Source organism: Vibrio sp. RC2502, from assembly GCF_054850435.1.
The window spans coordinates 2,997,135-3,011,914 of sequence record NZ_CM141453.1 but is presented as its reverse complement, the minus strand read 5'-3'; the positions used below and the strand labels follow the sequence as shown (position 1 = coordinate 3,011,914).

The following is a 14,780-nucleotide window of genomic DNA, read 5'->3' as shown; positions in this document are numbered from 1 at the left end:
GAATGCGTAAGTTAATGATCCCTGTACTGGTAATCGCACTAGCATTGATGCTGATGTCTCTGTTTGTGATTCCTGAAGGTGAGCGCGGTATTGTGGTTCGATTTGGTCGTGTTCTTAAAGACAACAACGACATCACTCGAATTTATGAGCCGGGTCTGCATTTCAAAATGCCACTGTTTGATCGCGTGAAGCAGTTAGATGCTCGTATTCAAACGATGGATGGACGTGCTGACCGTTTCGTAACGTCAGAGAAAAAAGACGTTATCATCGATTCGTACGTGAAATGGCGTATTGAAGACTTCGGCCGTTACTACCTAGCAACAGGCGGTGGTAACTCTCTGACAGCTGAAGCACTTCTTGAGCGTAAAGTCACAGACGTACTTCGTTCTGAAATCGGTGCTCGTGAAATCAAGCAAATCGTTTCTGGTCCACGTAATGATGACGTGCTACCAGAAGACGCAAGCAGTGATGAAGTGAACACAGAAGCGGCACGTGAAGCGTTAGAAATTGATGGTGAACGTGACCTAATCATGTCGGATGTACTGCGAGATACTCGTGAAAGTGCAATGAAAGACTTGGGTGTTCGTGTTGTCGATTTCCGTATGAAGAAAATCAACCTTCCTGATGAAATCAGTGAGTCGATTTACCGTCGTATGCGCGCTGAGCGTGAGTCGGTAGCTCGTAAGCACCGTTCTCAAGGTCGTGAGAAAGCAGAAATCATTCGTGCACAAGCGGAACTTGAAGTAGCAACCATTCTTGCAGAAGCGGATAAAACCGCTCGTGTTACACGCGGTGAAGCGGATGCAGAAGCGGCGAAGATCTATGCGAATGCATACAACAAAGATCCTGAGTTCTTCAGCTTCCTACGTTCTCTAAGAGCATACGAAAAATCATTCAGCTCTAAGAACGACATTCTTGTTCTGGATCCGAAGAGTGACTTCTTCCAGTACATGAATAACGCGAAAGGTGCGAAAGCTGAATAAGCGAACCATCTGAAATCTAAAAAGGCTCCGTAAGGAGCCTTTTTTGTATCGGTTGTACCGTTGGTTTTGGTATGCCACCAAACATTAGCTCATCATAAATGCGATGACGGCTCCCGCCACCACAAGGCAGCCACCAATGCGCCGTAGCTGGTTGTCCGGTTGTTCACTCAGCTGTGCCACCATGTTTCGCCAGCCGTTTGGCGCGATCAAAGGGCCTATGCCTTCGACAATTAAAACAAGTCCAATCGCTAGCCAAATAGAGTCAGACATAAAGATTTCCAGTCGAATTTAGAAAAGTAAATATTATCAGTGATGTATTGATTTCGAAATGTACAGCGTTGATGAGATTACATTCTGGTATCAACTCTGTGAACAAAAAATGACTGCAAGAATTGCGATTCGGTGCTAGAATCCATTTTTAACTAGCAATCAGACTTGGAAAGATGGGAAATAACGTAGTCGTTCTAGGCACCCAATGGGGTGACGAAGGTAAAGGTAAAATTGTAGACCTTTTAACTGAAGATGCAAAATACGTGGTGCGCTACCAAGGCGGTCACAACGCAGGTCACACTCTTGTAATTGACGGTGAAAAAACCGTTCTTCACTTAATTCCATCAGGTATCCTTCGCGATAACGTAAAATGTGTTATCGGTAACGGTGTTGTACTATCACCTGAAGCTCTACTTAAAGAAATGAAACCTCTTGAAGAGCGTGGTATTCCAGTACGCGAACGTCTTTTCATTTCTGAAGCATGTCCTCTAATTCTTCCTTACCACGTTGCAATGGACCAAGCTCGCGAAATCGCTCGCGGTAAAAAAGCTATCGGTACAACTGGCCGTGGTATCGGTCCAGCATACGAAGATAAAGTTGCTCGTCGCGGTCTACGCGTTGGCGACCTATTCGATATGGAAGCTTTCGCAGAGAAACTTAAAGAAGTTATGGAATACCACAACTTCCAATTAGTTAATTTCTACAAAGCTGAGCCAGTAAGCTACGAAGCAGTGCTTGAAGAAGCAAAAGGCTACGCAGAGCTACTAACTTCAATGGTTATCGACGTAACTGACGAACTAGACGCAGCACGCAAGCGCGGCGACAAGATCATGTTCGAAGGTGCGCAAGGTACACTACTTGATATCGACCACGGTACTTACCCATACGTAACTTCTTCTAACACGACTGCTGGTGGTGTTGCTGCAGGTTCTGGTTTCGGTCCTCGCCACATCGGTTACATTCTAGGTATCGCGAAAGCGTACTGTACTCGTGTTGGTGCAGGTCCATTCCCAACAGAACTGTACGATGGTCTAGAGAAGCAAGACCTAGTAGGTAAGCACCTAGGTACTGTAGGTCACGAGTTCGGCGCAACCACTGGTCGTCTACGTCGTACTGGTTGGTTCGATGCTGTAGCTATGCGTCGTGCAATCCAAATCAACTCTGTATCTGGTTTCTGTCTAACTAAGCTAGATGTACTAGATGGCCTAGAAGAGCTTAAAATCTGTACTGGTTACAAGATGGAAGATGGCTCTGTACTAGAAGTTTCGCCAATGGCTGCTGAAGCATTCGAAAAAGCGACGCCAATCTACGAAACAATGCCAGGTTGGTCTGAGAACACATTTGGTGCTAAGTCACTAGATGCTCTACCACAAGCAGCTCTAAACTACATCAAACGTATCGAAGAGCTAACGGGCGTACCAGTAGACATCATCTCAACTGGTCCAGACCGTAACGAAACTATCATTAAGGTTCACCCATTCGAAGCTTAATAAGTACTCGTTAGAGATTTTAAAAGCCGACCTCAAGGTCGGCTTTTTTGTATCTGAGCTAAAAATACCCACAGCGATAAATAATCTGCATATGGCAAGTTATTGCCGTTAAGCTTAAGGAAGAGGCAAAAATTGTCTAAAGCTTAGCTGCTGATTGCCGATAAGTTTATCAAGCAGAGGAGATCCTTGGCTGATCTTTGGTTTCTCAGATACCTTGAAGAGTACGTTTATGAAGTTACGAACAGTGGCTGCTTCACTGTTACTGATGCTGTCTGCCACAACAGTGCGAGCGAGTGCTGCTGATGTTGGCGCGCCAGTCCCCATCTACACCGAAGCAGAACTGATAAAGCTTATTGAGCAGAATAAGCATTTACAACGCGTGCGCGCTGATAACTGCCAGCTGGTGGAAGATATCGTAGCTCGTGCGACTCGAATTAACTTGCCTGCTTACGAGTTCTTATATGGCGACATGTTGGCGTGGGGCGTATGTGTCGAGCAAGATGTCGAGCTGGGGCTCTACTACATGGAAAATGCCGCGCAGCAAGGCTTACCTGCGGCATTAGAGCAGATTGGGCGTTACTATTCGCGCGGTACTTTGGTGCAACAAGACAAAGAGCGTGCGATTCCGTATTTGCGTGAAGCCGCTTCTATGGGTAATTTAAACGCGCGTATTCATCTGGCTGAATTGCTGCTACGCGATTACGGTAGTCCGTTGGACTATGAAGATGCTTACCGCTGGTTGTACAACTCGGTGACCGCCGATCAGCGTCAACACAAACGCATTGCCGTATTAAGGCGTGGGCTAGAACAGCGTATGCCACAAAACATCATTGCACGCGCAAAAAGGCGTGACATGTTCTGGTAGATCTCCAGAAAATTTTCGGTAACTTCATACAACAAAGCCCACACTTCGTGGGCTTTGTTGTTTTCCCGATAGGTGAACGCGCTTAAACCACCTTATGTGGGCCAAAGCATTCGTAATGGAATTGTTCCTCAGGGACGCCAAGTTCTTGTAGCTGTTTCGCGACGTGCTGCATAAAGCCCACCGGACCACAGAAGTACACTTGTACGTTGTCTTGTTTGAGTGCGGCTTCGATTTCATGCAGGTTTACAAAGCCGGTAAAGTGGAAGTCTTCACCTATCTTGTCTTCTGCCGTTGGTTGGTTATACCAAATGAGCGCGTTCATGTTTTCTTTCGCCGTGACTAGCTGGTTTACGTGCTCTTTAAAGGCGTGGTGTTTGCTGTTTTCTGTTGCATGTACCCAAGTCACTGGCGCGTGATGTTCCGTCAAGCTTTCTAGCATTGACAGTGTTGGCGTAAGGCCGACACCTGCAGAAATCAGCACCACTGGTGTATTGGTGTCTACATCCATAAAGAAATCACCCGCTGGCGCTGCGAGTTTTACTTTATCGCCGATGTTTAGCTCATCGTGCAGATAGTTGGATACTTTACCGCCTTGTTCACGTTTTACGGAGATGCGGTAAGTGTTCTCTTGAACCGAAGAAGATAGGCTGTATTGACGTATCTCTTGGTTTTCAAACTTATCGCTGTTGATGTAGATGCCGAGGTACTGCCCAGGCTTGTACTTCGTCACTTTACTGCCATCCGTCGGTTTGAAAACAAAACTGCAAATGTGTTCACTTTCCAATTGTTTACCAACCAACTCAAACTCACGTAGCCCTCGCCAGCCACCTTCTTGCGATGCATTTGCTTGATAGATTTGTTCTTCGCGCTGGATAAATACATTAGCCAATACGCCATAAGCTTCAGCCCACGCGTTTAAAACTTCTTGGCCCGGATTGAATAACTCATCAATCGTAGCGATCAAGTGTTTACCTACGATTTGATATTGATCTTTCGTGATCAAAAAGCTGGTGTGTTTATGCGCAATTTTCTCCACAGCGCCAAGCAGAGCAGGCAAGTTTTCAATGTTAGCAGCGTATGCACAGATGGCATTGAATAGCGCTTCACGCTGATCACCATTACGCTGGTTGCTCATGTTAAAAATGTCTTTTAACTCAGGGTTGTGAGTAAACATGCGGTCATAGAAGTGAGCGGTCAGTTTTGGTCCTGTTTCTGCGATTAGTGGCGCGGTCGCTTTCACGATCTCAATGGTTTGATTGCTGAGCATAAGAACTTCCTATTTTTAAGTTGTATTTGTAATGCATGTTTAAAGTTGTATCTCAAATGTATCTTTCGATCAAGAAAAGATTTACACTTTTGTCGATAGCGTAAGTTAGTTGTTTCGTCACTGACATTGAGCTATTAAGTCGCACTCTGGGAGAGAACATGCAGTTAACGAGCTTTACTGATTACGCGCTGAGAACCTTGATTTACTTAGCATCATTGCCAAAAGATGAGCTGACCAATATCACCGAAGTGACGGATTTGTTTGGTGTGTCTCGTAATCATATGGTCAAAGTAATCAACCGTTTAGGGCAGCTAGGCTACGTGCATACCGTGCGCGGTAAAAACGGTGGTATTCGCTTGATGAAGCCAGCGTCTGAGATCACCGTTGGTGGTGTCGTGCGAGATTTGGAGCCGTTAGATTTGGTCAATTGTGGGGTGGAGTTTTGCCACATTACCCCCGCATGTCGCCTCAAAGATAAGCTTGCCAAAGCAAAAAGTGCCTTCCTCGCCGAGTTGGATGAGTGCACCATTGAATCCTTACTGAGCGATAACTCTGAGCTTTTGATCCTGCTTGCTCGCCCTTAGTTTATTTGCAGTTCCAGAGTCGATCTCGATCATTCTTTTTTCAAAGCAATTCTGTAGGTTATCGAGAGACTCAGATATACTAGCTCTATACCTTCCTTGCTAGATAGGCGTGCCTATGTCAGACAATATTCCAAACGATCCATTCGCAGATCGTGAATCCCAAAATTACGAAAATCCAATTCCAAGCCGAGAGTTCATCCTCGAGTTCCTTGAGCAAGCGGGCGTACCAATGAATCGCAATGACTTGTTCGAAGCTTTAAAGTTAGCGGGCGAAGAGCAATACGAAGGGTTGCGCCGCCGTTTACGTGCCATGGAACGAGATGGTCAACTGGTGTTTACCCGCCGTCAGTGCTACGCATTGCCTGAAAAACTTGAAATGGTGAAAGGTTACGTGATTGGCCACAAAGATGGTCACGGTTGGGTACGTCCAGAAGGCAGCGTCGGCAAGGACGATGATATTTTGCTGCCACATCACCAAATGAAGAACATCATTCATGGTGATTTCGTGCTGGTGCAACCAACAGACAACAGCAAGCGTGGTCGTCGTGAAGGTCGCTTAGTTCGCGTACTTGAAGAGCGCAATAGCCAGATTGTTGGCCGCTTCTTCCTTGAGTACGGCTACTCATATGTTGTGCCGGATGATTCGCGCATCAGCCAAGATATTCTGATCCCGAACGAGCACAAAGCTGGCGCTCGTATGGGTAACGTCGTGGTGATTGAAATTACCGATCGTGGTTCTCGCTCGCGTGGCATGATGGGTAAAGTGGTTGAAGTTCTTGGTGAAAATATGGCGCCAGGTATGGAAACACAAATCGCAATTCGCACTCATCAAATCCCTTATGAGTGGCCAGAAGCGGTCGAAAAACAAATCGTAAACTTGGGCGAAGAAGTCCCTGAAGAAGCGAAAGTTGGCCGTGTTGATTTGCGTGAATTGCCGCTTGTTACTATTGACGGTGAAGATGCGCGAGACTTCGATGACGCCGTTTTCTGTGAGAAGAAAAAAGATGGAGGTTGGCGTCTTTGGGTCGCAATCGCAGACGTAAGCTACTACGTGCGCCCAGACTCAGCGTTAGACAAAGAAGCCATCAACCGTGGTAACTCTGTGTACTTCCCATCGCAAGTTGTCCCAATGTTGCCTGAAGTGCTTTCAAACGGTTTGTGTTCGCTTAACCCGCAAGTGGATCGCTTGTGTATGGTGTGTGAGATGACCATTTCTGAAAGCGGTAAGCTCTCAAGCTACAAGCACTACGAAGCGGTAATGAATTCCCACGCTCGTCTCACATACAGCAAAGTGAGCGCGATTCTTGAAGGTGATGAAGAACTGCGTGAACGCTACCAGCCACTCGTGTCGCATCTTGAAGAGTTGCACGCGATGTACAAAGTGTTGAAAGAAGCGCGTGATCAACGTGGTGCGATTGAGTTTGAAACTGTCGAAACCAAATTCATTTTTAATGCTGAGCGCAAGATTGAAAGCATTGAGCCAGTGATTCGTAATGATGCGCATAAGATCATCGAAGAATGTATGATCTTAGCTAACATTGCCTCGGCATCGTTGGTAGAAAAAGCCAAAGAGCCTGCACTGTATCGTATTCACGAATCTCCGGGTGAGCTGCGCTTGCAAGGCTTCCGCGATTTCCTAAGTGAGCTAGGTTTAGAGTTGAAAGGTGGTTTAGAGCCTTCTCCAACAGACTACGCCGATCTCGCGCGTCAAATAGCAGGTCGTCAAGACCAAGAGCTGATCCAAACCATGCTACTGCGCTCCATGAAGCAAGCGGTGTACAACGCGGACAACGCAGGCCACTTCGGTTTGGCGCTTAAGCGTTACGCGCACTTTACGTCACCAATTCGTCGTTACCCAGACTTGTTGCTGCACCGTGCTATCAAGTATTTGATCGCTAAAGAAGAAGGCCGCAACCAAGACCGTTGGACGCCAACGGGTGGTTACCATTACTCATTCGATGACATGGACTTCTACGGCGAACAATGTTCAATGACAGAGCGCCGCGCTGATGATGCAACGCGTGAAGTTGCGGATTGGTTGAAGTGTGAATACATGCAAGATCACGTCGGCGATGAGCTGGAAGGCGTGATTGCTAACGTCACCAGTTTTGGCTTCTTCGTGCGTTTGACCGATCTGCATATCGATGGTTTGGTGCACATTTCAACGCTTGCGAACGACTACTACCAGTTTGATCCTATTGGTCAAAGACTTATCGGTGAAAGCTTCGGTAACATCTATCGTTTGGGTGATGCGGTCAAAGTAAAAGTGCTGGCTGTTAACCTAGATGACAAGCAAATTGACTTTGAATTGGTCGAAACAAGTCGTAAGCTACGCGGCGAAGGTAAGACAGCTAAGAAACGAGCTGCGGAAGCGAAACGCAAAGCCAAAGAGAAAAAACGTGCGGCGACACGTTCTTCATCAAAAGAAAGTGCTACAGCGCGCGCTGTTCCTGCTATTGAGCCAACTAAGCGCCCAGAACAAACGGATTCTGGCCGTAAACGCAAAGGGCCAAAACGTGGGGATGACGATAGCGCAAAGAAGCCAAAGGTGAAGAAAGCCCACAAGAAAAAGCCACACAGTAAGCCAAAGAAAACCAAGCGCACTAAGCAAGACGCGCAGTAGGCTGAAGCGCCAATCTGTTACTGCAGATTGGCGGTGAGCGAAGCACAGAAACAGGTTAAGTAATGAGTAACGAATTTATTTACGGTATTCATGCCGTGAAAGCGGTATTGGAACGTGAACCAGAACGCTTTATTGAAGCGTACGTTCTAAAAGGACGCCAAGACGATCGCCTAATGCCAATCTTGAACGATTTGCAGGTGTGTGGTGTTTCTATCCAACAAATGACGCGTAAAACCTTGGATGACAAAGCACATGGTGCAAACCACCAAGGCATCATCGCGCGCGTAAAACCAGCAAAACAGCTGAACGAAAACGACATCGACGACATCCTAGCGCAGCATGAGACACCGTTGCTATTGGTGTTGGATGGCGTGACTGACCCTCACAACCTTGGTGCCTGTTTACGTAACGCCGATGCTGCTGGTGTTGCTGCGATTATCGTTCCTAAAGATCGATCAGCACCAATGAATGCGACAGTAAGCAAAGTAGCCTGTGGCGCTGCAGAAGTGGTGCCTTTGATTCGTGTAACCAACCTAGCGCGCACAATGCGTACTCTGCAAGAGCAGGGCATCTGGTTCGTGGGTACGGCGGGTGAAGCGACACACGACATTTATCAAGCAAAACTGACTGGTCCTCTGGCAATTGTCATGGGCGCAGAAGGTGATGGCATGCGCCGCCTAACGCGAGAAACTTGCGATGATTTGATTAAAATCCCAATGGCAGGTAGCGTATCAAGTTTGAATGTGTCGGTTGCATCAGGCATCTGTTTATTCGAAGCAGTTCGTCAGCGCTTGGCTGCGAAGTAAGCGAATGAGACCATATGTCACTGAGCCCAAAGGCTTAGTGGCTTGAAGAATCAAACACATAGGATGGGAAACCATCCTTTGTTATTTTTAGCTAGGGAAATTATGACTCAACAAGATATTAAACTGATTGCGTTCGATCTGGATGGCACATTGTTGGACAGCGTACCTGATTTGGCCGTTGCTGCAGACCAAGCGGTACAAGCTTTGGGTTACCCTGCAGTATCGGAAGAGCAAGTACGTGATTACGTAGGTAACGGTGCTGACGTCCTGATTGGTCGCGCGCTAAGCCAAAGCATGACCATCAGTAGCGATCTTAGTGAAGAGCTGCGTGCAAAAGGACGCGAGCTGTTTGATGACTTTTACGCGCAAAGCGGTCATCAGCTGAGCCATCTTTACCCAACAGTAAAAGAGACGCTAGAAGAGCTACATCAGGCAGGCTTTACGATGGCGCTTGTAACGAACAAACCATCGAAGTTTGTTCCAGAAATTCTAGAGCAACATGGCATCGCAAAATACTTTGTGGACGTATTGGGTGGTGATGCATTCCCTGAGAAAAAACCAAATCCAGTCGCACTGAACTGGTTGATGGAAAAACATCAGGTGAAAGCGAGCGAAATGCTGATGGTTGGCGACTCGAAGAATGACATCCTTGCGGCGAAAAACGCAGGTTGTGCTTCGTTTGGTTTAACATACGGTTACAACCATGGTGAGCCTATTTCAGCTTCAAACCCAGATTTTGTCGCAGACAGTTTATCTGAATTATTGGAAGTAGTAGCCGTTTCTGCATAACGGCAACAAAAGAGCTTCCAAAATACTTGTTAATGAGTACACTGAGTAAACCGTGCGCTAAAAGCCGCACGGTTTTTCATTTTAATTAGATTAAGAAGTCAAAGGAATCATTCTAATGAGCAAACCCATCGTATTGAGTGGTGTTCAACCGTCAGGTGAACTAAGTATCGGTAACTACTTGGGTGCTCTACGTCAATGGCAGCAGATGCAAGACGATTATGATTGCCAATACTGTGTTGTAGACCTTCACGCGGTTACGGTTCGCCAAGATCCTAAAGCCCTACATGAAGCGACTCTAGACGCATTGGCGATCTGTCTGGCAGTTGGTGTTGATCCGAAGAAGAGCACGCTATTTGTTCAGTCACACGTACCAGAGCATGCTCAACTTGGTTGGCTTCTTAACTGTTACACTCAAATGGGTGAACTGAGCCGTATGACTCAGTTTAAAGACAAGTCTGCACGTTACGCGAACGACGTAAACGTGGGTCTGTTTGATTACCCAGTGCTAATGGCAGCAGACATCCTGCTTTACGGCGCACACCAAGTGCCAGTAGGTAGCGACCAGAAGCAGCACCTAGAATTAGCGCGTGATATCGCAACGCGTTTCAACAACATTTACTCACCAGAAAGCCCAATCTTCACGGTACCTGAGCCATACATTCCAACGGTTAACGCGCGCGTAATGAGCCTTCAAGATGCGACTAAGAAAATGTCGAAGTCTGATGATAACCGTAAGAACGTTATCACGCTGCTTGAAGAGCCGAAATCGATCATCAAGAAGATCAATAAAGCCCAAACGGATACCGAAACGCCACCAAGCATTCGCCATGATGTTGAAAACAAAGCGGGTATTGCAAACCTAATGGGTCTTTACTCTGCAGCGACAGGCATGAGCTTTGAAGAGATTGAAGCGAAATACAAAGGCGTTGAAATGTACGGCCCATTCAAGAAAGACGTGGGTGAAGCGGTTGTTGCGATGCTTGAGCCAATTCAAGAAGAATACCGTCGTATTCGTGCAGATCGTGCGTTTATGGATGAAGTGATGAAGCAAGGCGCGGAGAAAGCATCGGCTCGCGCGGCGGAAACACTGAAAAAAGCATACGAAGCTGTTGGTTTTGTTGCTCGTCCGTAATCTCAAGTAATCCAATACCCAAAAAGCTCCACTTCGGTGGAGCTTTTTTTATGTGCTGAGAAAATTACTCGAAGGGTGTGTTGTCCATACAGCGCTCCATATCATAGTACTCAACGCGGCCACGAGCGCCTAAAAACGAAGACTTCACCACCATCCCACGATCCACATAATTAGTGAGGAAAACACAGGATATCTCGTAACTTAACTGTTTGATTTTAGATGGCTCCCAGTAATAGTCTGGTCCAGGCAGGCGGGCACGAAAAGAAATGACACCATCGTCACTGACTTCAAACTCTTCCATTCCCTTGAACTCATATTTTGCTGATTGGATAGTTTTTTGATTAGCGGTTGGGTAAAGCGGTTCAGAAGATGTTAGCTGACAACCCGTCATAAGCCCAAACGCGGAGAGAGCTAGCCCAATACGTTGAATTGTTTTCATTGATTTTTCCACGATAGATGATGGATGAGATCTTATTGTCTCGCGTTGGTTTTATAACGCTTGTGTATATTTTTCTCCACTGTGTTGTCGGAATTTATCATTTTTGATTGATAAAAATTTGAAGTGTAAATGGCGAATGCGCAAAGCGGGGGAGTAAATAACAAGCGAGATTCTGAAAGAAACCAAAGTAGCAATATTCTAAATTAGTAATTAATTATATTTAATGAAGCAAGAAAGCGCTCGAAATAATAACTTGGCGTACCAAGGAAGTATTGATGTATTCCATAACATGGAATGGAAAAATAAACTGAGCAATTAGTCTAATTTTGCTTTCCTGCTGCACTACTGGACTGTATTTATTACAAAATATGTTTGAATGCGCTGTTTTGGCATATTTTTATAGATTCACATGTGATTTATTTCACGGCTTTTACTGCTCTTTCTTATTTATTTCATAAATAAACCTGATAGTAGACGCAAATGGTAGGCTCTGATCGGAGCTTAGTTTGCATTTAAATAAATATCAGGTACGACAATGGACACGTTAATCAAACCCTCAATACTTGCATTAACCATCGCTAGTGCGCTTAGCGCTAACGCGAATGCAGAAATTATCATTTCCCAGTACGTAGAAGGTGGCTCGTATAATAAAGCGGTCGAGATCGCGAATACTGGTGATGCCGCAGTCACGCTAACAGGTTATGAGCTAGCGAAATCATCTAATGGTGGTGGCACTTGGGGCAGCAAGATCGATTTGAGCCAAGTAACGTTGCAAGCGAAGCAGGTGTTTGTTCTTGCCCATGGCGATGCCAGCGATGCGATTAAAGCAGTGGCTGACCAGACCGATAAAAACGTGGCGAACTTTAATGGTGACGATCCTCTAGCACTATTAAAAGATGGTGAAGTTCACGACATGGTCGGCGTGATGGGTGGTGTAGCATTTGGCAAAGACGCCACTTTGGTACGTAACGGTGACGCACTGACGCCTTCTGCGACTTTCCAATCTTCTCAATGGACAACGTTAGCAAAAGACAACATTGATGGCTTGGGCGAGCTGAATGCAGCTGAGCCACCTGCAGCATTTGTGTGTGAAGTGGATGGACACGCGCCAACGTTCACATCCATTCAAGACATTCAAGGTGAAGGTGCTTCTTCGCCATTTATCGATGGTTACCCATACATTACGACAGAAGAGCATTTTGTTACTGGTGTTGTGAGCGCTGTTACTAGCGGTTTGACGAAAGGCTTCTACCTGCAAGCTATCGAGAACGATAACAACGATAAGACGTCAGAAGGTCTATTTATTCATACGAACGCCGCAGATACCGAGCTAAAGCCTGGTGACGTAGTTTGTGTGAAAGGTAAGGTTCAGGAGTACTACAGCAATACTCAGCTTTCTTCTGACGCAACCAGCTATGTAAAAACTGGCACGTCAGACATTCCATTGGTGACGCCGCTTGTGATCAAAGAAGGCGAAACTCTGCGTGATGCATTAGAGCGTCATGAAGGGATGCAAGTGACGCTGAACTCAGCTAGTGATTTGTTTGTTACTCGCAACTTCTCTTACGATTACGATTCAAAACGTAACAACATGATGTTGTCGCACCAAGCTCCGCTCTTTAAGCCAACTCAGCTTCACGCAGCAGACAGTGCAGAAGCGGTCGCGCTAGCAAAACAAAATGCAGAGAATCGAGTTTTCCTAGAATCTGATGCCAAAGCACCGAACGGCAAAATTCCTTACTACCCTGAGTTTGGTCAAGATTTGGATCAAGACGGTTCATCTGAACAGCACATTCGCTTAGGTTCGCGCGTTGAAGGTTTACAGGGCGTAGTGAATTACAGCTACAACGAATACCGTCTGATCGCGACGAACGATGTAAACAACACTAACTTTGTGGCAACGGGTGATGGTTTTGATGTAGAGCGTAAAGCGGCGCCAGCTATCGCAGAGTCTGATTTACGCGTTGCAAGCTTTAACGTGCTTAACTACTTCACTTCGGTTGCAGACAGCGGAAACAACAACCCGACAGGCCAAAACCGTGGAGCGACGAATCACGATGAGTTCTTGATCCAACAAGCGAAGATCGTGTCTGCGATGAATAAGATGGATGCTGACATCATTGGTTTGATGGAAGTGGAGAATAACGGCTTCGGTGATGGCAGTGCTGTGCAAAACTTGGTGGATGCATTGAATGCGGAAATCGATGATGCAGACGATCATTACACTTACGTTGAAATCGCAGATAAAGACAAGTACCAAGAAGAGTACTTCGGAAGCGATGCGATCATGGTTGCTATCTTGTACCGCGCGAAAGTGGTCACGCCAAAAGAAGCGGCGAAAGTGATCTTCACGCCAGAGCAGCACATTGCCGAAAACACCATTACTCGTAAAGATGGTGCTGAGAGCAACCCTGCGTACGACAAATACCAACGCCACAGCTTGTTGCAAACCTTCACGGTACAAGAGAGCGGTGAAGATCTTTCTATCGTCGTTAACCACTTCAAATCGAAAGGTTCTGAATGTATTGAAGAGTGGATTGCCGGCGTAGAAGACTCGGAGCCTGCGGATCTGCAAGGTAACTGTAACAACTTCCGTGTTTCTGCTGCGCACGCAGTGGGTGAAGCGTTGAAAGACGTGAAAGGCGATGTGTTGCTGATGGGGGACCTCAATGCGTATGGCATGGAAGATCCACTACTGACACTGACTGATTACTCGAAAGAGAAATACGGACGTGATATCTACACAGCGGGTTACACCACAATCAACGGTGGTGAGTTGCAAGTTGAGCAAACGCAAATCAAACAAGGTTACGGCCTGAACAACCTTAATACCTTGCTGCATGGCACAGACACGTTCTCGTACACCTATTCTGGTGAGCTGGGCAATTTAGACCACGCCTTGGCAAGCAACAGTTTGGCGCAAAAAGTGGTAGCGATTGAAGATTGGCACATTAACTCACTAGAAAGTAATTTGTTTGAGTACGGCAGCAAATACACAGGTGACATGCCGAAATACAAAGATGCGTTCTCGGCATCTGACCACGATCCTGTGATCATCGCGATTGATTTACCTGATACGGACATCGATTTACCGAAAGCGGGTGAAAACTTAGCGGTAGATGTACGTTTGCCACCAAATGCGGTTGCAGGTGACATCGTGACTGTTAGCTTAACCGTCGCGACTCAAGCTGCCGCTGTAAGTAGTGATGCAAAAGTTTACTCAGCGAGCAAGACTTTAGATCAAACGGACATTAAAGCACGCAGCGTGAATGTTGAGTTTGAACAGGCGCCAGAGCAAGGTAACTACCAACTGGAAGAGAAAGTGACAGACTCGACTGGCAACGTCGTTAAGTTTAGCTCTGCTCGTGCAGTCTCTATGACTCAACCTGAAACGGGCACCACAGATTCGAAAGACTCTGATGGTGGTTCGTTTGGGGTTGGTGCACTGCTAGCAATGCTTGGACTTGGCTTGTTCCGCCGCCGCCGTTAAGCCACTCCTGTCCTAAAAACATAGCTGTAAAACTCAAAGGCC

12 protein-coding genes are annotated in these 14,780 nt (G+C 46.4%); 9 read left to right on the top strand and 3 right to left on the bottom strand.

Going from position 1 to position 14,780, the window contains the following annotated elements:
- Window positions 1-2: 2 nt before the first annotated feature.
- Window positions 3-983: a protease modulator HflC gene (gene hflC, locus ACYJZR_RS14015; protein ID WP_005460668.1), complete on the top strand. Its 981-nt coding sequence runs from the start codon at window positions 3-5 to the stop codon at window positions 981-983.
- Between the two features lie 84 nt (window positions 984-1,067).
- Here hflC and ACYJZR_RS14010 read toward each other — a convergent pair whose 3' ends face one another.
- Window positions 1,068-1,253 carry a DUF2065 domain-containing protein gene (locus tag ACYJZR_RS14010; protein ID WP_005480030.1) on the bottom strand — a complete coding sequence of 62 codons (186 nt, stop codon included), beginning with the start codon at window positions 1,251-1,253 and terminating at the stop codon, window positions 1,068-1,070.
- A gap of 173 nt (window positions 1,254-1,426) precedes the next feature.
- Between ACYJZR_RS14010 and ACYJZR_RS14005 the strand changes: the two genes are divergently transcribed.
- Window positions 1,427-2,743, top strand: a complete 1,317-nt coding sequence (locus tag ACYJZR_RS14005; RefSeq protein WP_193275136.1) for an adenylosuccinate synthase — start codon at window positions 1,427-1,429, stop codon at window positions 2,741-2,743.
- Between the two features lie 229 nt (window positions 2,744-2,972).
- Entirely contained in the window at window positions 2,973-3,608 is a 636-nt protein-coding gene (gene motX, locus ACYJZR_RS14000; RefSeq protein ID WP_005496512.1) for a flagellar protein MotX, read from the top strand.
- An 82-nt stretch (window positions 3,609-3,690) separates the two neighbouring features.
- Here motX and hmpA read toward each other — a convergent pair whose 3' ends face one another.
- Complete coding sequence (gene hmpA / locus ACYJZR_RS13995; protein ID WP_063517908.1) at window positions 3,691-4,875, bottom strand: NO-inducible flavohemoprotein; 1,185 nt, start codon at window positions 4,873-4,875, stop codon at window positions 3,691-3,693.
- Window positions 4,876-5,033: 158 nt separating this feature from the next.
- Between hmpA and nsrR the strand changes: the two genes are divergently transcribed.
- The 5 genes from nsrR to trpS all read left to right on the top strand — a co-directional run bounded on the left by nsrR (window position 5,034) and on the right by trpS (window position 10,809).
- Window positions 5,034-5,459, top strand: coding sequence for a nitric oxide-sensing transcriptional repressor NsrR (nsrR, locus tag ACYJZR_RS13990; protein WP_005460673.1), 426 nt, complete (start codon window positions 5,034-5,036; stop codon window positions 5,457-5,459).
- A 115-nt stretch (window positions 5,460-5,574) separates the two neighbouring features.
- Complete coding sequence (gene rnr, locus ACYJZR_RS13985) at window positions 5,575-8,082, top strand: ribonuclease R (RefSeq protein ID WP_005480076.1); 2,508 nt, start codon at window positions 5,575-5,577, stop codon at window positions 8,080-8,082.
- Between the two features lie 62 nt (window positions 8,083-8,144).
- Complete coding sequence (gene rlmB / locus ACYJZR_RS13980; RefSeq protein ID WP_005455666.1) at window positions 8,145-8,888, top strand: 23S rRNA (guanosine(2251)-2'-O)-methyltransferase RlmB; 744 nt, start codon at window positions 8,145-8,147, stop codon at window positions 8,886-8,888.
- A 102-nt stretch (window positions 8,889-8,990) separates the two neighbouring features.
- Complete coding sequence (locus ACYJZR_RS13975) at window positions 8,991-9,677, top strand: phosphoglycolate phosphatase (RefSeq protein WP_005496518.1); 687 nt, start codon at window positions 8,991-8,993, stop codon at window positions 9,675-9,677.
- A gap of 115 nt (window positions 9,678-9,792) precedes the next feature.
- Window positions 9,793-10,809, top strand: a complete 1,017-nt coding sequence (gene trpS, locus ACYJZR_RS13970) for a tryptophan--tRNA ligase (protein ID WP_005468382.1) — start codon at window positions 9,793-9,795, stop codon at window positions 10,807-10,809.
- Window positions 10,810-10,873: 64 nt separating this feature from the next.
- On the opposite strand, the gene ACYJZR_RS13965 is transcribed toward trpS, so the two are convergent.
- Entirely contained in the window at window positions 10,874-11,248 is a 375-nt protein-coding gene (locus ACYJZR_RS13965; RefSeq protein WP_042780492.1) for a hypothetical protein, read from the bottom strand.
- Between the two features lie 535 nt (window positions 11,249-11,783).
- On the opposite strand from ACYJZR_RS13965, the gene ACYJZR_RS13960 reads away from it, so the two are divergent.
- Window positions 11,784-14,738 carry an ExeM/NucH family extracellular endonuclease gene (locus ACYJZR_RS13960; RefSeq protein WP_461715830.1) on the top strand — a complete coding sequence of 985 codons (2,955 nt, stop codon included), beginning with the start codon at window positions 11,784-11,786 and terminating at the stop codon, window positions 14,736-14,738.
- Window positions 14,739-14,780 lie beyond the last annotated feature (42 nt).